Genomic DNA, 16,157 nt, shown 5'->3' on the forward strand with positions numbered 1-16,157 from the left:
AATAGATGCAATGAACCCGGGGCACATGGGGACTAATCCCTCCCAGTGCCCCGGGTTCAATAGCAGTCGTCAACCTCTAGCGAAGAAAGGTTGAATCAGTTCCTAGTGGAACTGGCCCTCTTCGGTCGAGCCCTTGAGGGCTGCGGTCGAGGTGTTCGGGTCGACGGTGGTGGCGATGCGGTCGAAGTAACCGGCGCCAACCTCACGCTGGTGCTTGGTGGCGGTGTAACCGCGCTCCTCAGCAGCGAACTCGCGCTCCTGCAGGTCCACGTATGCCTTCATCTGCTCGCGAGCGTAGCCGTGGGCCAGATCGAACATCGAGTAGTTGAGGGCGTGGAAGCCGGCGAGGGTGATGAACTGGAACTTGAAGCCCATCGCGCCGAGCTCGTTCTGGAACTTGGCGATCGTGTCGTCGTCCAGGTGCTGCTTCCAGTTGAACGAAGGCGAGCAGTTGTAGGCCAGGAGCTGGTCCGGGAACTCAGCCTTGACCGACTCGGCGAACTTCTTGGCGAGCTCGAGGTCGGGCTTGCCGGTTTCCATCCAGATCAGGTCGGCGTACGGTGCGTAAGCCTTGGCGCGAGCGATGCAGGGCTCGATGCCGTTCTTGACGCCGTAGAAGCCTTCGGAGGTACGAGTGCCGTCCAGGAACGGGCGGTCGCGCTCGTCCACATCCGAGGTGATCAGGGTGGCAGCCTCAGCGTCGGTGCGGGCGATCACGACGGTGGGGGTGTTGGCGACGTCGGCAGCAAGGCGAGCCGAGGTCAGGGTACGGATGTGCTGCTGGGTGGGGATCAGCACCTTGCCGCCGAGGTGGCCGCACTTCTTCTCCGAGGCGAGCTGATCTTCCCAGTGGGTACCTGCGGCACCGGCGGCGATCATGGCCTTCTGGAGTTCGTACACGTTGAGTGCGCCACCGAAGCCAGCTTCACCGTCGGCGACGATCGGGACGACCCAGTTGTCGACGGCGTCGTCGCCTTCGACCTTGGCGATCTCATCGGCGCGCAGCATCGCGTTGTTGATGCGACGGACGACGGACGGGACCGAGTTCGCCGGGTACAGCGACTGGTCCGGGTAGGTGTGACCCGAGAGGTTCGCGTCACCGGCGACCTGCCAACCGGACAGGTAGATGGCCTTCAGGCCCGCGCGGACCTGCTGCACGGCCATGTTGCCGGTGAGGGCGCCAAGTGCGTTGATGTAGCTGTCGTCACCCTTGGTGACGCCTTCCCAGAGGATTTCAGCGCCACGACGAGCGAGGGTGTGCTCCTCGACGACGTTGCCCTGGAGCTCAACGACCTGCTCGGCAGTGTAGTCGCGAGTGATGCCCTTCCAGCGGGGGTTAGTGTCCCAATCCTGCTGGATTTCCGCGGCGGTACGCGGCTTTCCGACGTTGCTCATAGCCTTCGCTTTCGTTAGAACTGCTCGATCGCAGCGCTTTGAGGGTTTAAGGTCCAGTCGATTCTTGCGAACCGGTTGGCACCTTGAGGCGTTGCCTGGCACTAGGTTGCCATATGACAAAGTCCCAGGTCCAGCCCTTGACAGGTGTTAATCACGACCAGGTTACTGGCGAGTTCTGTAAATCTTGCAAAGTTCGACTAGCGGCCCGCGACACGGGTTTCGCTAAAAAGTACGCGCGTACTGGGAAAACCTTCGGGCCATCCGACAGCCCCCGACGAGATAGTCGAGAAATGTCCGACTCAAGCGGCCCGAAAGAATGTGTTGTACTTCACACCCCAGATGTGACGCAGGCGAAAGAAATCAACGACGAAGGTCAGCGAGAAGCGCGTGCGATGGCGTCGCGCACGAGTTCGGCAAACGCCGCGTCCGACATTGGTGCGGGTGCGGCGGCTCCCCCGGGTGATTCGATTTCCTGAGCGGAAACGCCCACCTGAAGGGTCACCACATCCCCGTTGGGCCGCTTCACCAGAACATTGCCCATCAGGCCCGTTCGCGCGCGGGGCGTGCCACCCGGGAGCGTGGTCCTCGACTCACTGCGAACCAGGAACGACTGCTCCACGGTCGGCTCGACGATGGCTGGCAGCTCAGTGGTCGTCGTGACGATCGAAGCTCCAGCCAAAGTTCCCTTGCTCGGCGTGGCCGTCACCACGCGACACGGCCCAGTGGTGGCACGACGGTCGGCATCGATGTCGCGGCGCACCGATGAAATCAGCTCACTGAACGTGCCGTCCTGCGCCGTACCCACCAACAACGCCGAGTTCCCTTCGTTCAGCAGCGGATTGAACGCCGCATCCGCGGTCGGCGCGCACTCCGCGGGGACAAAGGCGACGGTCGTCGACTGTTCCAGGGTGGCCCGGTTAGCCCTGATGAGGTCGTCGACGGTCATCGTTGCCACGGTGAAATTCGCTGGCATCTGGTCGGAGGTGATCAGCAAGTCCGGCAGCGACAGGTTCTCACTGGCGTCCGACCCACAGGCCGCGGTCGTGGCGATGGTTACGGCCGCTACCGCGACGGCGACAACGCGGGATAGGCCAACACGGGACAGGCGGATGCGGGGCGAGTAGCTGCGGGACACACCGGCACGGTACCCCGCAGTGCGAAGATGGGCAGTTATGAGCGGCAATCAGGCCCCCAATCAGGTAGCCAGTCCGAAGATGTTTGTCGGCGGTCGGATACGCGGACTGCGTGCCGACCGCGGCCTCTCGCAGCAGGCACTCGCCGGCGTCCTCGGGATTTCCGCGTCGTACCTAAACCAAATCGAGCACGACAACCGGCCGTTAACCGGATCGGTTCTGGCCCGGATCACCGAGGCGTACGGCCTCGACATCGACTTCTTCGACCCCCAGGACGACGTCCGGTTGGTCGCCGAGCTTCGCGAAGCGCTGCTCGACGAAGATCTCGACATCGACCATGCCGCGCGCGATACCGACGAGGTCACCAGCTTTGTCGCGACGCATCGATCTCTCGCCGAGGCGATGGCCGCCATCCACCGGCACTATCGGGTGGTCTCGGAGCAGTTGGCGGCGGCGACGTCGGGGCGCGGAGATCAAGAACAGCGCGGATCGATCAGCGCGCCACACGAAGAGGTCCGGAACTTCTTCTATCAGCGTCGCAATTACATTCATGAACTCGACGAGGCCGCGGAAGACCTCACGACCCGCATGCGGATGCACTCGGCGGACTTGCGTGCCGGACTCGCAGCACGACTGCAAGATCGCCACGGGGTCCGGATCGAGCGGCGCGTGGATCTAGGCGACAATGTGCTGCACCGTTTCGACCCCGACGCCAAGCTGATCGAGTTTTCCGCGGCCCTGTCTTCCGGTCAGCGCGCGATGAAGATCGCTGCGGAACTGGGATTTCTGGAGTTTGGCGATCTCATCGAGGAACTCGTGGCAGCCGCGAACTACACCACCGAAGACGCCGCGACGCTGGCCAGACTGGGATTGGCGAACTACTTCGCGGCGGCCGCGGTGCTCCCCTACAGCCAGTTCCATGGGCTCGCCGAGGACTTCCGGTACGACATCGAGCGGTTGTCGGCGTTCTATGCGGTCTCGTACGAAACCGTGTGCCACCGCCTATCAACACTGCAGCGGCCGAGCATGCGCGGCGTCCCGTGGACGTTCGTCCGCGTTGACCGGGCTGGAAACATGTCAAAACGTCAGTCCGCCACCGGTTTTCACTTCTCGTCTTCCGGCGGCACCTGCCCCCTGTGGAATGTGTACGAGACGTTTGGGTCGCCGGGCAAGATCCTCACCCAGATCACCGAAATGCCCGACGGTCGCCAATACTTCTGGATCTCACGGACGGTCGAGCGTCGTGCGGCCCGCTACGGACAGCCCGGCAAGACGTTCGCGATCGGCATGGGCTGCGAGCTCCGCCATGCCGGGCGGGTGGTCTACTCCGACGGTCTGGAGTTGGATGACGACGCCCGCGCCACCCCGATCGGCGCGGGCTGTCGTGTCTGCGATCGACAAAACTGCCCGCAGCGGGCGTTCCCGCCGCTCGGTGTGGAACTGCACCTGGAAGAGCACCGGAGCACTATCTCGCCGTACACCACGTCCTGAGTGTCACGGAAGCGCAGACACTCGACCCCGAGCGAGACGGTCGACTAGGTTTGTCCCATGAGCACACCTCGCATTGCCCCTGGCTCGTTCGGCGAGCTCGGACCGATCAATTGGCTCCTGGTTCGGGCGATCTCCGCTGGCGCGGGCACCCGGGACGCGAAGATATTCTCGACGCTTGGCCGCAGCAAGGGACTGTTCCGCGGGTGGTTGCACTTCTCGTCGCGGATGATGCCGTTCGGTGAACTATCGCGCCGCGAGTCGGAAATGATCATTATTCGCGTGGCCCACCTGCGCGGATCCGACTACGAACTCGACCATCACCGACGGTTGGGCGCCAAGGCCGGGATCGATAGCGCCGAGTTCGAGCGGATCATTGAGGGGCCAGACGCCGGTTGGGGCGACCGCCAGCGCACCCTGCTGCTGGCCGTCGACGAGTTGGTCGGCACGCGAGATCTGTCGGATCCGACGTGGGATTCCCTGCGTCGTCACCTCACTGAGCGCAAGGCGATCGCGTTCACGCTGCTGGTGGGCCAGTACGACATGCTCGCCACCACCATTTCCACGCTGCGCATCGCGCGCGACCAGTTCTGAACGGGCACAACGGTGACGTCACTCGCGCAGCGGCTGATGGGCAACGCGGCGTTCTCGCAGATCTATGAGCATTTGTGGCGCCCGGTATTCACCCGCGGGTTCAGCCTCGGCGGCCCCGAAACGCAAGACTACGATCGGGCCCTGCGCGCCTACCTGGCTCGTCCGGGCGACCGCACTGTGCTCGATATCGCCTGCGGTCCCGGCAATTACAGCGAGGATGCCGCGGCCGGACTCACCGGCGATGGCCGTTATATCGGCCTCGACTATTCGATGCCAATGCTCGCGCAGGCACAGTCTCGGCATCGCCTCCCGCGGATTTCGTATGTGCGAGGAGACGCGCATTTCCTCCCGGTCGCGGACAACTCCATTGACACCGTCATGTGTTTGGCCGCGCTCTATCTCATCCCGAATCCCCTTCCGGTGCTCGACGAGATGGCACGCGTCCTCAAGCCCGGCGGAGAGTTGATCATCTTCACTTCGGTCGAGGCATCGATCGCCGCACTTCCCGGCGCCGGGACCGCCATCGGGTGGTCTGGCCTGCGGATTTTCGGCAAGCGGGAACTGCTCGTCCAACTCCAGTCGCTCGGCCTAGAGCACATCGAACAGACCATAACCGGCGTCGGGCAATACATTCACGCGAGGAAACCGAAGCCCCAATAGTCAGGGCACCCTTCCCTATGTAGGCAACCTGAGGCTAACCTAACTCTGGAACGATCCCTCAGTTAGGAGAGACGATGTCTCAAGCGAGTACCACCGGAGCCCTTCCCCTTGAGGGACGTCGCGATGAAGATCTGCCCGGCCACTGGCTTCTGGCGCGCATGGGCAAGCGCGTGCTGCGGCCCGGCGGATTGGAGCTGACCGAGCAAATGCTCGCCGACGCCGACTTGGCCGACGCCGACGTCGTCGAACTGGCACCGGGCCTCGGCAAGACCGCGACGGAGATCCTCTCCCGCAACCCCAAGAGCTACGTCGGGATCGAGGCCGATCCGCAGGCCGTCGCATTGACGAGTGCCGCGATCGCCGGTCGCGGTGCGGTCCATAAGGCCGAGGCCGAGGCAACCGGGCTCGCCGACGACTCCGCCGATGCTGTCGTCGGTGAAGCGATGCTGACGATGCAGACCGATCGCGGTAAGACCGAAATCATTAACGAGGCGTTCCGCGTCTTGCGGCCCGGCGGCCGCTACGCGATCCACGAGTTGGCTTTACATCCCGACACCCTGCCCGACGAGGCGAAGACGGAGATTCGCAAAGCGCTCGCGCGGTCAATCAAGGTGAATGCCCGACCGCTCACCGAGCGGGAGTGGCGCACCATTCTCGAAGATGCCGGCTTCGTCGTTGAGAAGGTCGGTTTCGCACCGATGGCGCTGCTGGAGACGCGTCGGGTCATTGCCGACGAGGGTATCGTTGGAACCCTGAAGATCGTGGTCAACGTCTTGCGGAATGGCGCCGCACGCAAACGCATCCTGGCGATGCGCAGCGTCTTCAATAAGTACCAGCACGAGATGGCCGCCATTGAACTGATCGCGAGGAAGCCTAAATGACGTCGCTCGATGTATCTCCGAGTGCTTTCAGCTACTTGACGGAACTGAACGCACCCAACACCGACGGCACGGGCCCCAAGCCGTGGGTTAAGCGGATACATAAGAGCGACTCGGAGACCGTTGTCCGACTGTCATTTGTGGCCGGACAGGTTATGGCCGAACACATGGCCGTCCACCCGATCATCGTGCTGGGCCAGTCCGGCGAGATCGACTTCACCGTCCAGGGCACCACCGTCCGCCTCCAGCCGGGCACCGCCATCCGCGTCGACGCCCGCACCAAGCACAAACTGACCGCCGTCACCGACGGCACCGTCACCCTCATCGTCATCCACGGCCACTAGCCCGCGCCCCTTTTTCCTCGCTCCGCTCGTCCCCCTTTTCTGTCACGATTCGACCAGACCGTCACCGATCACCCCGATCGGTGACGGTCTGGTTGTTTCTGAGGACCGCTTTGTGACAGAAATGCGCCGCTCGGCACCGCAGATTCAATCAGTGATTGAAACAACGATTCAATCTGTGTTTGAATACCGACATGCCCGCAACCACTCCCTCGCAAACCACACGGGAGAAATTGCTCGACGCCGCCGAGGCCCTGCTCCTTCAGGACGGATACGACGCCGTATCCGTTCGCCGGATCTGCACGCGCGCCGGCGCCAATTCCGCAGCTGTGCACTACCACTTCGGGTCCAAGGAACAGCTGGTCGCGAATCTTCTGGAAACTCGCCTGGCCTCGGTGTGGGCTGGCGGGCTCGACGAAGCGATCGCCGGGCCGCCAAGCGTCCCCGCCCTCGTCGACGCCATCCTCGCACCGATGGAAGAACTCCTCGCCGACCCGATTGGCGCGGTACGACTGTCGCTTCTCTCGCGGTTTGTTCTCACCAATCCCACCGCCGAGTGGCAGACCACCTGGTTTGACCTGGACGTATGGGCCCAGGCCCTGACTCGTGCCATCCCGGGACTCAGTCTCACCGATGCTCGACGACGCTGCCGCGTTGCATTCTCCCTGCTGCTGGCGCAGTTCGGACCGGGCGTCCCACTACCTCCGACGGCCGCTGCGGCCCTCCGCCAATTCTTAACCGCCGGCTTGTCCGGCCCCTCTGCCCCACAGCCCAATTCCGACGAAGAAAGTTTGCGATGACCAACCCTTTTGCCCCCGCCAAGTTGGGGCCGCTGACCCTGCGCAATCGCCTCATCAAATGCGCGACCTTCGAGGGTATGACTCCCGACGCTTTGGTCACCGATGAGCTGATCAATTTTCACCGGGAGCATGCCGCTGGCGGCGTCGCGATCAGTACGGTCGCGTACTGCGCGGTGTCGCCCGAGGGGCGAACGGATCGTCACCAGATCTGGATGCGCCCGGAGGCTGTTGACGGCCTCCGCAAGCTCACCGGTGCCATTCATGCCGAGGGCGCCTTGGCCGCAGCCCAGTTGGGCCATGCTGGTCCCGTCGCGAACTCGGTGTCGAACCGCGCCAAGGCCCTCGGGCCCGGCGCTATCCCCGCACCGATGGGTATGTCATTGACGCAGAAACTGACCGTCGAAGACATCGCCGACCTGCGCAAGAAGTTCGCGACCGCAGCCAAGATCGCCGTCGATTCCGGCTTCGACGCGCTCGAGGTGCATTGCGGGCACAATTACCTGATCAGCTCGTTCTTGTCGCCGCTGCTGAACCACCGTCGCGATGACTACGGCGGTCCGATCGCCAATCGAGCACGACTGGCGCGCGAGGTTCTGGAATCGGTCCGCGAGGCCGTCGGACCGGATGTGGCCGTGTGGGCCAAACTCAACATGTACGACGGCGTCGGGAAGCCGGGGCCCGGTCGTGCCGCGAAGCCGTGGCGCGGTTTCAACGTCGACGATGCCTGCGAGACCGCCCGCCTGTTCGAGGCGGACGGCTTTATCGACGCGATTGAGCCGACGGCGGGTTCGTCACTGCTGAATCCGATGTACCTGTTCCACGGCAAGGCGCCTCGGAAGGAGTTCGCTGCGGCATTCTCGGGCATCATGCGCGCCGGGCTAAAGGCTGGTGGGCCGGTGTTCCTAAAGCACTACCCGTACCACGACGCCTACCTGATGCCGCTGGCACGCGAGTTGCGCAAGTCGGTCTCGCTCCCGGTCATCTTGCTCGGTGGTGTCACCAATCGCGCCACCATGGATCGCGCGCTCGACGAAGGCTTCGACTTTGTGGCGATGGGTCGGGCACTGCTCCGCGAGCCCGACCTGCCGCTGCGCATCGAAGCCGACCCGGAAACTAAGTCGCAGTGTGTCCACTGCAATCTGTGCATGCCCACGATCTACAGCCAGACGCGCTGCCCGATCCGCACCGGCGAAGTTCCCGACCCGCTGGCACCGTAGGTCGTCACATCCGACGATAGTCACGCACGGACATGCGGGGCCCGCGCCGCTCGGGCATCCCGGCCCCGAGTTCGCACAGTCGGATCACTCGATAGCGTTGTCCGGCATAGGGTTCCAGTAGTTCAAGCATGCCGTCGTCGTCGACTTTTTCGCCCGCCAGCGCCATCCCGACGACCGACGGCGTGTGGTAGTCGCCGACGGGTACCGCGTCGGGATCGCCGACGGCGCGAATGCGGGTGTGCGCGGCGGTCCAGAGCCCGACGCCAGGCAGCGCGGTGAGACGATCGGCCTTGGTTTCGACGTCGACTGCCGCCGCCGTGCGAATGGTTTTGGCGCGGATGGCTTCCAGTCCGCTTCGATGCCAGTCGGATTCGGTGATGTCCCGCCACCGTTGTCGCGGCGGCGGGACGCGCATGTCGTCGGGCACGGGACCGGGCGCACGTTCGGCGTACTTGGTAAGTAGGTAGCGCCACGCACGGTATGCCTCGGTGCCGGTGACTTTCTGCTCGATCACTGCACCGACGAGGGCCTCCCACACCCGGTCGGTCCGCCCGATCCGCAGATTCGGGACTTTGGCGGCAAGTCGTTCGACGACGGCGTCGCGCGGGATGAACTGTGTCGGATCGTCTGCTGCGCCGAGCATTTTTGGGGCGGTGTCAATCAGCCAGGCTGCGCCCGGCCCCCAGGCGCGGGCGATTAGTTCCGTTCCGGCACCGGTCGCGATCGTCACTGTTCCCGGTCCGTCGGGGGTGTGTACGGCGCGCCACACCGACCCATCGGCGGCGACACGGAACGCTGGATCGCCGCTGCCCCGTTGATGGATTGCCAGCATGGCCCGCACCGGAATTCGAGTCGACGTCGTCCACCGTCGTTCCAGTTTCTGTGCCGCCACGCCTCCCATTGTGCCCGCCCTACCTGTTCTCGCATGATGCGTCGATTCCCGCACTACGTCTGACGTAGTGCGGGAATCGACGCATCATGCGAGAAGGCGGGGGCGCGCAGCGCGACCTACAGGTTGATCATGTGGCCGATCGCGCCGTGGAAGGTTTCCTGCATGGCCTCGCTCATCGTGGGATGAGTGTGGACGTTGCGGGCCAGTTCGCGGGCCGTGAGATCCCACTTCTGGGCCAGGGTCAGCTCTGGGAGCAGCTCGGAAACGCTGTCGCCGACCAGGTGTCCACCGAGAAGTTCCTCAGTTTCGGCATTGGTGATCAGCTTGACGAACCCGGCTCCCGCGGCCAGACCCTGCGCCTTGCCGTTAGCGCTGAACGGGAACTTTGTGACCGTGATGTCGTAGCCCTCGGCCTCAGCTTGTTCCTCGGTAAGTCCAAACGATGCGACCTGAGGTTGGCAGAACGTGGCGCGCGGCATCATCCGGTAGTCGCCAAGCGCCATGGTCTCGGCACCGGCCATCGTCTCAGCTGCCACCACGCCCTGTGCTTCGGCGACGTGCGCCAGCTGCAACTTCGCGGTGACGTCACCGATGGCGTAGATGCCGGGAACGTTGGTGCGCATGTAATCGTCGATGTCGATGGCGCCGCGGTCGGTGAGTGCGACGCCGGTGTTCTCCAGGCCGAAGCCTTCGACGCGGGGCGCGAAACCGACCGACATGAGCACCTTGTCGACAGTCAGGGAACCTTCGGCGCCCTTCGGATCCTTATAGGTGACGGTCACGTTGTCGCCGTTATCGACGACGGTCTGCACGGCAGTGCCGGTCAGGATCTTGACGCCCAACTTCTTGTACGCCTTCGCGATCTCCTTCGAGACATCGGCGTCTTCGTTCGGGAGCACTCGCGGCATAAACTCGACGATCGTCACGTCGACGCCGTAGTTGGCGAGCACGTAACCAAACTCCATGCCGATGGCACCCGCACCGACAATCACGATGGATTCGGGGAGTTCGCGCGTCAGGATTTGCGTCTCGTAGGTCACGACATTCTCCGACAGCGCGACGCCCGGCAGGAGTCGCACGGTGGACCCAGTGTCGATGATGACGTTGTCGTAGGTGATCTCGCGGTCACCGACGACGATGGTGTTCGCGTCGCGGAACACGCCGTACCCATCGATCTCGGTGATGCCGTTCTTCTTCATCAGGAAGTGAACGCCCTTGACGATGCCGTCAGAGACGCTACGGCTGCGGTCGAAAGCGGCCCCGAAATCGAAGCTCACCTCGCCGCTGATGCCGAAGGTCTTAGCCTCGTGGTTAAAGACGTGGGCGAGTTCGGCATTGCGCAGCAACGCCTTCGACGGGATACAGCCGACGTTGAGACAAACACCTCCCCACCACTTCTCTTCGATGACGGCGGTCTTCATGCCCAACTGGGCGGACCGGATCGCGGCCACGTACCCGCCAGGACCGGCTCCAAGGACAACTGTTTGAAAATGTTCAGCCACGGGGTTCAGCCTACGTCGCGGCTGTGCGCCGTGCAGCTATCCCTCCGGAGTTACGTTCTCAATCACAATTTTTCCGGTACCCACATGCCACACGGTCGGCACCATTGGCGCAGATTGTGGTGTGATCAGAAGATGACCTCAGCTTCGGACTCCGCTGATACGCGCGCCAAGTTGCTCGACGCCGCAGAGGAACTCCTCGCGACCGTGACCTACGGACGGCTGCGCACCGAAGACGTGTGCGCGGCAGCTGGCGCCGATCCGACCGCCGTCCAGGAGCATTTTGGTTCCAAGGATGGCCTGGTCGCGGCGCTGCTGCTGGATCGTTTTGAACCCGCCTCCGACCACATGCTCGAATCCCTTGGCGGAGAGTCGGCCACGATTGCCGACATTGTCGATGCGGTCTTAGACCCCCTCATCACCATGCAGGCTTCCCCGAAGTCGGCCCCGGTGGTTCACGTGCTCGCCCAGTTCGTGTTGTCGAACCCGGACACCCCCTGGTCGAGCGAGTGGTTCCGCCTCGATGTGTGGACCAAGTTGCTCACCAGCAAGGTTGCCGGTTTGGAACCGGATGTGGCACGACGTCGCTGGCGCTTCACCTTCACCGTCATCATGACTGAACTCACCGCACCGCAGGAGATCTCACCCGACAATGTGGCGGCTCTGCGCGACTTCCTGATCGCCGGACTGGCGGGCCTCCCGAAGGGCATTCAATAGCCCCGATCTCGGGTACAACGGTCGCATCGCGCCGTTGAACGTGATAGGCAGGTGTAGTCCGTTCGGGGGATACCTCGAAGTGTCTATCGGCCCAACCGGCATCGCTGGGGAGTGGTATTCGCGCACCAGATCGCAAGACCAAAGAACCGACTCTCGAACTTCTAAGGTCCCATGACTGAATCGAATACTGGCGGCGCAGTGGCGCCCCAGACTGCGCAGGCCCCGTCGCCCGCGGTTATTAGAAAAGCCATCGCCGCCTCGGCCATCGGCAATGCCACCGAGTGGTACGACTACGGCGTCTACGCCGCCACGACGACCTATCTCACGCAGGCCTTCTTCCCGGGCAGCCTCGGCACGATCGGAACCATGCTCGGCTTTGCCGTGTCGTTCGCGCTGCGTCCGCTCGGCGGATTTGTGTGGGGCCCGCTCGGCGACCGCCTTGGTCGCAAACACGTCCTCGCGATCACCATCCTGCTGATTTCGTTGGCCACCGCATTGATAGGCGTACTGCCAACTCATGCCTCGATCGGTATTTGGGCTCCCATCCTGCTCATCGCCTTGCGCGTCGTACAGGGCTTCTCGACGGGTGGCGAATACGGTGGTGCGGCCACTTTCATGGCCGAGTATGCACCGCCCCGCAAACGCGGCAAGCTCGGCAGTTTCCTGGAATTTGGCACGATGGCCGGCTTTGCTTCCGGCACGGCGATCGTGTTGTTCATGAGTTTGGCGCTGTCGGAATCGCAGATGAGCGAGTGGGGTTGGCGTCTCCCCTTCTTGCTGGCCCTGCCACTGGGCATCGCGGGCCTCTACCTGCGGTCGCAATTGGACGATCCGCCAATTTTCACTGAGGCCGACAAGCCCGACACCGGGGGCATCGTGGGTCAACTCCGCGAGACAATCGGCACGTACTGGAAGCCCATCCTGATCATGTTCGGGATGGTGGTTGCACTCAATGTCTGTAACTACACACTGCTGGCGTACCAACCGCAGTATCTGAAGGGGTCCCTCGGACTCAGCGAGGATTCGGCTTCGGTCGTGATGTTGATCGGCCAGGTGCTGATGATGGTGCTGATCCCCGTGTTCGGTGCGTGGTCGGACCGAACGGGCCGCAAGCCGATGTGGCGGTGGTCGTTGATCGGACTGCTGGTTCTGGCGGTGCCGATGTATTGGCTGATGGGTCAGAGTTTCGGTTGGGCAATCGTCGGGTTTGTCGTCCTAGGCATCCTGTACATCCCGCAACTGGCAACCATCTCGGCGACGTTCCCCGCGATGTTCCCGACCCACGTCCGGTATGCGGGATTCGCGATTTCCTACAACGTATCGACGGCCGCGTTTGGCGGTACCGCACCGCTGGTGAACGATGCCGTGGTCGACGGGACCGGGTGGACGCTGTTTCCGGCGCTGTACATGATGGGCGCATGCCTGGTTGGCCTCGTCGCACTCCGGTTCCTCACCGAAACCGCGGGGGTGCCGATTGCTGGCACCGCGATCCCCGGCGTGGATGACGAAGCGCCGACACTGGAAACGAAGGCACCCATCCACGCCTAACCGCTTCCGTGGCCCGGTCCCGGTACCGTTGATTCGGTGACCAACGACGACGTGCTGGCCGACCCGTACCTCTGGCTCGAGGAGGTGACCGGCGACGACGCCCTCGCTTGGGTTCGCGACCACAACGCGCCGACGATCGCCGATTTGACCGACTCAGACCGGTTTGCCGAACTCGAGTCCGGAGCCCTCGAGGTCCTCGATACCGACGATCGGATCGCCTATGTGCGTCGGCGCGGCGAGTTTCTCTACAACTTTTGGCGCGATGCGGCGCACCCGAAGGGCCTGTGGCGCCGCACCACCCTCGAGCAGTACCGCGCCGCCGATCCGGAATGGGATGTGCTGATCGACGTCGATGCTCTGGCGTCCGATGAGAACGAGAATTGGGTGTGGTCTGGGGCCACGATGCTCCGCCCGGACTACGACCGCGCGCTGATTTCCCTATCGCGCGGCGGTGCTGATGCTGCGGTGGTTCGGGAGTTCGACGTGAGCGCCGGTACCTGGGTGGCCGACGGGTTCACGTTGCCGGAGGCGAAGTCGACGGTCGGTTGGATCGACCGCGACACCGTCTACGTGGCAACCGATTTCGCCTCCACCCCCGATGGCCTGTCGGCGCTGACGTCGTCCGGCTATCCGCGGACCGTGCGCCGGTGGTCGCGTGGCACCGATGTGGCCGACGCCCCGACGGTCTTCGCTGGCGAGGTCTCCGACGTGGCCGTTGCCGCCACGTGCGACACCACACCGGGCTATGTGCGGCATTTCGTGTCACGGTCGACGGACTTCTTTAATGCGCTCGACTACGAACTCCGGGATGGCGAACTGATCCGGATCGAGGTTCCCACTGATGCCTTCTTCGTCGTCCGCCACAACTGGCTGCTGGTGCTGGTGCGGTCGGAGTGGACCATCGACGGCCCGGATGGCCCGGCCATCACGCATCCCGCAGGCACCCTGCTGGTGTTCGACTACCCCGCCTACCTCGCGGGAGACCGGACCCACCGGGTTCTCTTCGCACCTGATGCGCACACGAGCCTTGAGGACTTCGCGTTCACCCAGTCGCATTTGGTGATGGTGACGCTGCACGACGTTGCCACCCGCTTGGAGTTCCGTGAACTCGGCACGTGGCAGCTGGCGACGGTTGCTGGCATCCCCGATTTGGCAACCGTTGGCGTCCTCGACGCCGACCCCGACCACAGCGACGAAATCTGGCTCTCAGCAAGTAGTTTTACGCGGGCCCCGAGCCTGCTGCACGGCTCCACCAGCGACGGTGTCTCCATCATCAAGTCGTCGCCCGAGTTCTACGATGCCTCGACAGTTTCCACGCAGCAGTTCTTCGCCACGTCCGACGACGGCACCGCCATCCCCTACTTCGTGATCAAGCGAGACGATGTCGCGTCCGGCCCCACCCTGCTGTACGGGTATGGCGGCTTCGAGAACTCGATGACACCGTCGTACATGGGCATTGCCGGGCGCAGTTGGCTCAGTCGCGGCGGCATCTACGTGATTGCGAATATTCGCGGCGGCGGCGAGTACGGCCCGGAGTGGCACACGCAGGCGCTGAAGGCGGGTCGCCACCTGGTGTACGAGGACTTCGCTGCGGTGGCCCGCGACCTCGTCGCACGCCGCCTTACGACGCCCGAACAGCTTGGGGCGCAAGGCGGCTCCAACGGCGGCCTCCTGATGGGGGTCATGGCGACGAGCTATCCGGAGCTCTTCGGCGCCCTGGTCTGCCAGGTGCCGCTGCTCGATATGCGCCGCTATCACCTTCTGCTGGCTGGCGCATCGTGGATGGCAGAGTATGGCGACCCCGACGACCCCGACGAGTGGGAGTTCATCGCCAAATACTCGCCGTACCAGCGACTGCGTGCCGATGCCGCGATGCCGAAAATGCTGGTGACAACGTCGACCCGCGACGACCGCGTGCATCCCGGGCACGCGCGGAAGTTTGTGGCCCGCATGGAAGAGCAGGGGCATGAGGTGCAGTACTACGAAAATATCGAAGGCGGGCACGGCGGCGCGGCCGACAACCGGCAGAGCGCGTTCAAGTCGGCGCTGGCTTACGAATTCTTGTGGCGCGCGCTGGGCCGCAAGGAGGCGGGCGCATAGCCGCGGATCCGTTTCAGCAGGGCGTCGACGTTGAGCATTGGCTTGCCCCGCACCAGCGGGTAGCACGCGAAGCCGATGGCGAGCGCGCTCGCGTGCCCGACGGCGGTAAAACTCACCGGCAGATCCAATAGCGGTCCGCAAAACACGACGACGGCGCCGGCGATGTAGATCCACCGCCAGGGACGCGGCAGATAGTACGACAGCACGCCGATCACCGCGGCCATGAAGTAGCTGACACCGACGTCGGTGGCGTAGCGCAGTGACGGGTTGGCGACGCCGGTTTGTATGGCGGCACCGACCAGCCCCTGGCTGATCAGGGTGGCGAGGATGTGTCCGGCGAGGCCGACCGCGAGGTACCGTCTACTCCCCATCCAGCGTTCAGCGGTTGCCAGGAAAATCGTGAAGCCAAGAAAGTACGGCACCCAGTACGCACCGTCGAGCCAGAGAAGGCTGCCGAAGAAGGCCCGGAGCGGATCGTGCAAGAGGTTCGCGATATTGGTCGATCTCCGGCCAAGGATCGCGTCGAGCTTCTCGGGCGAAACACGATGCTGGACAACGGTGGTTGCCAGCAGTACCACCAGCCACAGGTACGTGATTGGTGCGCGGCGCACCCAGTCCCCGGCGATGGCGATCGCGCGACGCCATCTGCTCCGAGTCTCGCTCATCGCCCCACGTTAAGCCCGTCAAGGGGCTTGCGCCAGTGGGAGTTGAGAATGTCTGCATGCTAGATTTGCGCCGATAACTAAGCGATATCCCGTGAGGAAGCCGGTGTGAGTCCGGCACGGTCCCGCCACTGTGACCTACCCGAGGAAGTTTCTTTCCGAGTAGCAAGTCAGACACTCACCGTCGCTTCTGCAGACCCGGGGCGGAGCATCCCCGAGGGAGGTTTCTGATC

15 protein-coding genes and 1 riboswitch are annotated in these 16,157 nt (G+C 63.7%); of the genes, 10 read left to right on the forward strand and 5 right to left on the reverse strand.

Annotated elements, in window-relative coordinates:
- Nucleotides 1-102: 102 nt before the first annotated feature.
- Together aceA and AC1L34_RS12050 are read right to left on the reverse strand one after the other, a co-directional pair.
- Nucleotides 103-1,395 carry an isocitrate lyase gene (gene aceA / locus AC1L34_RS12045; RefSeq protein ID WP_424294650.1) on the reverse strand — a complete coding sequence of 431 codons (1,293 nt, stop codon included), beginning with the start codon at nt 1,393-1,395 and terminating at the stop codon, nt 103-105.
- A gap of 373 nt (nt 1,396-1,768) precedes the next feature.
- Nucleotides 1,769-2,530, reverse strand: coding sequence for a hypothetical protein (locus AC1L34_RS12050; protein ID WP_424294651.1), 762 nt, complete (start codon nt 2,528-2,530; stop codon nt 1,769-1,771).
- Nucleotides 2,531-2,567: 37 nt separating this feature from the next.
- Between AC1L34_RS12050 and ramB the strand changes: the two genes are divergently transcribed.
- The 7 genes from ramB (at nt 2,568) to AC1L34_RS12085 (ending at nt 8,506) form a co-directional block, all read left to right on the forward strand.
- Nucleotides 2,568-4,019 (forward strand): acetate metabolism transcriptional regulator RamB, encoded by a 1,452-nt coding sequence (gene ramB, locus AC1L34_RS12055; protein WP_424294652.1) that lies wholly within the window; start codon nt 2,568-2,570, stop codon nt 4,017-4,019.
- A 57-nt stretch (nt 4,020-4,076) separates the two neighbouring features.
- On the forward strand, nt 4,077-4,610 hold the full coding sequence (locus tag AC1L34_RS12060; protein ID WP_424294653.1) for a carboxymuconolactone decarboxylase family protein: 534 nt from the start codon (nt 4,077-4,079) through the stop codon (nt 4,608-4,610).
- A 12-nt stretch (nt 4,611-4,622) separates the two neighbouring features.
- On the forward strand, nt 4,623-5,270 hold the full coding sequence (locus tag AC1L34_RS12065) for a class I SAM-dependent methyltransferase (RefSeq protein WP_424323884.1): 648 nt from the start codon (nt 4,623-4,625) through the stop codon (nt 5,268-5,270).
- A 74-nt stretch (nt 5,271-5,344) separates the two neighbouring features.
- Nucleotides 5,345-6,151 carry a class I SAM-dependent methyltransferase gene (locus AC1L34_RS12070; protein WP_424323883.1) on the forward strand — a complete coding sequence of 269 codons (807 nt, stop codon included), beginning with the start codon at nt 5,345-5,347 and terminating at the stop codon, nt 6,149-6,151.
- The gene (locus AC1L34_RS12075) at nt 6,148-6,492 is read left to right on the forward strand and encodes a cupin domain-containing protein (protein WP_424323882.1); all 345 of its coding nucleotides are present in this window, start codon (nt 6,148-6,150) and stop codon (nt 6,490-6,492) included. The genes AC1L34_RS12070 and AC1L34_RS12075 overlap by 4 nt, the downstream gene beginning before the upstream one ends.
- A gap of 191 nt (nt 6,493-6,683) precedes the next feature.
- Nucleotides 6,684-7,289, forward strand: coding sequence for a TetR/AcrR family transcriptional regulator (locus tag AC1L34_RS12080; RefSeq protein ID WP_424294657.1), 606 nt, complete (start codon nt 6,684-6,686; stop codon nt 7,287-7,289).
- Complete coding sequence (locus AC1L34_RS12085) at nt 7,286-8,506, forward strand: oxidoreductase (RefSeq protein WP_424323881.1); 1,221 nt, start codon at nt 7,286-7,288, stop codon at nt 8,504-8,506. Before AC1L34_RS12080 ends, AC1L34_RS12085 begins: the two co-directional genes overlap by 4 nt.
- Nucleotides 8,507-8,510: 4 nt before the next feature.
- On the opposite strand, the gene AC1L34_RS12090 is transcribed toward AC1L34_RS12085, so the two are convergent.
- Both AC1L34_RS12090 and lpdA read right to left on the reverse strand, forming a co-directional pair.
- A complete protein-coding gene (locus AC1L34_RS12090) occupies nt 8,511-9,398 on the reverse strand; it encodes a DNA-3-methyladenine glycosylase family protein (protein WP_480034806.1) in 888 nt (295 codons plus the stop codon).
- A gap of 116 nt (nt 9,399-9,514) precedes the next feature.
- Nucleotides 9,515-10,900: a dihydrolipoyl dehydrogenase gene (gene lpdA, locus AC1L34_RS12095; protein WP_424296116.1), complete on the reverse strand. Its 1,386-nt coding sequence runs from the start codon at nt 10,898-10,900 to the stop codon at nt 9,515-9,517.
- A gap of 132 nt (nt 10,901-11,032) precedes the next feature.
- On the opposite strand from lpdA, the gene AC1L34_RS12100 reads away from it, so the two are divergent.
- The 3 genes from AC1L34_RS12100 to AC1L34_RS12110 all read left to right on the forward strand — a co-directional run bounded on the left by AC1L34_RS12100 (nt 11,033) and on the right by AC1L34_RS12110 (nt 15,262).
- On the forward strand, nt 11,033-11,614 hold the full coding sequence (locus AC1L34_RS12100) for a TetR/AcrR family transcriptional regulator (protein WP_424296114.1): 582 nt from the start codon (nt 11,033-11,035) through the stop codon (nt 11,612-11,614).
- Between the two features lie 171 nt (nt 11,615-11,785).
- Nucleotides 11,786-13,162, forward strand: coding sequence for an MFS transporter (locus AC1L34_RS12105; protein ID WP_424296112.1), 1,377 nt, complete (start codon nt 11,786-11,788; stop codon nt 13,160-13,162).
- Nucleotides 13,163-13,198: 36 nt separating this feature from the next.
- Nucleotides 13,199-15,262 carry a prolyl oligopeptidase family serine peptidase gene (locus AC1L34_RS12110; RefSeq protein ID WP_424296110.1) on the forward strand — a complete coding sequence of 688 codons (2,064 nt, stop codon included), beginning with the start codon at nt 13,199-13,201 and terminating at the stop codon, nt 15,260-15,262.
- Here AC1L34_RS12110 and AC1L34_RS12115 read toward each other — a convergent pair.
- Nucleotides 15,214-15,927, reverse strand: coding sequence for a rhomboid-like protein (locus AC1L34_RS12115; protein ID WP_424322230.1), 714 nt, complete (start codon nt 15,925-15,927; stop codon nt 15,214-15,216). The two genes, AC1L34_RS12110 and AC1L34_RS12115, sit on opposite strands and share 49 nt — an antisense overlap.
- Nucleotides 15,928-15,981: 54 nt before the next feature.
- A riboswitch (cobalamin riboswitch) is annotated at nt 15,982-16,124 on the forward strand.
- Nucleotides 16,125-16,157 lie beyond the last annotated feature (33 nt).

The organism is Gordonia sp. 34D, from assembly GCF_056682775.1.

Coding starts and splice junctions, on each gene's coding strand:
- aceA (WP_424294650.1), bottom strand. CDS start 1,395: ATGAGCAACGTCGGAAAGCCGCGTACCGCCGCGGAAATCCAGCAGGAT.
- AC1L34_RS12105 (WP_424296112.1), top strand. CDS start 11,786: ATGACTGAATCGAATACTGGCGGCGCAGTGGCGCCCCAGACTGCGCAG.
- AC1L34_RS12070 (WP_424323883.1), top strand. CDS start 5,345: ATGTCTCAAGCGAGTACCACCGGAGCCCTTCCCCTTGAGGGACGTCGC.
- AC1L34_RS12080 (WP_424294657.1), top strand. CDS start 6,684: ATGCCCGCAACCACTCCCTCGCAAACCACACGGGAGAAATTGCTCGAC.
- AC1L34_RS12060 (WP_424294653.1), top strand. CDS start 4,077: ATGAGCACACCTCGCATTGCCCCTGGCTCGTTCGGCGAGCTCGGACCG.
- AC1L34_RS12075 (WP_424323882.1), top strand. CDS start 6,148: ATGACGTCGCTCGATGTATCTCCGAGTGCTTTCAGCTACTTGACGGAA.
- AC1L34_RS12115 (WP_424322230.1), bottom strand. CDS start 15,927: ATGAGCGAGACTCGGAGCAGATGGCGTCGCGCGATCGCCATCGCCGGG.
- AC1L34_RS12100 (WP_424296114.1), top strand. CDS start 11,033: ATGACCTCAGCTTCGGACTCCGCTGATACGCGCGCCAAGTTGCTCGAC.
- ramB (WP_424294652.1), top strand. CDS start 2,568: ATGAGCGGCAATCAGGCCCCCAATCAGGTAGCCAGTCCGAAGATGTTT.
- AC1L34_RS12085 (WP_424323881.1), top strand. CDS start 7,286: ATGACCAACCCTTTTGCCCCCGCCAAGTTGGGGCCGCTGACCCTGCGC.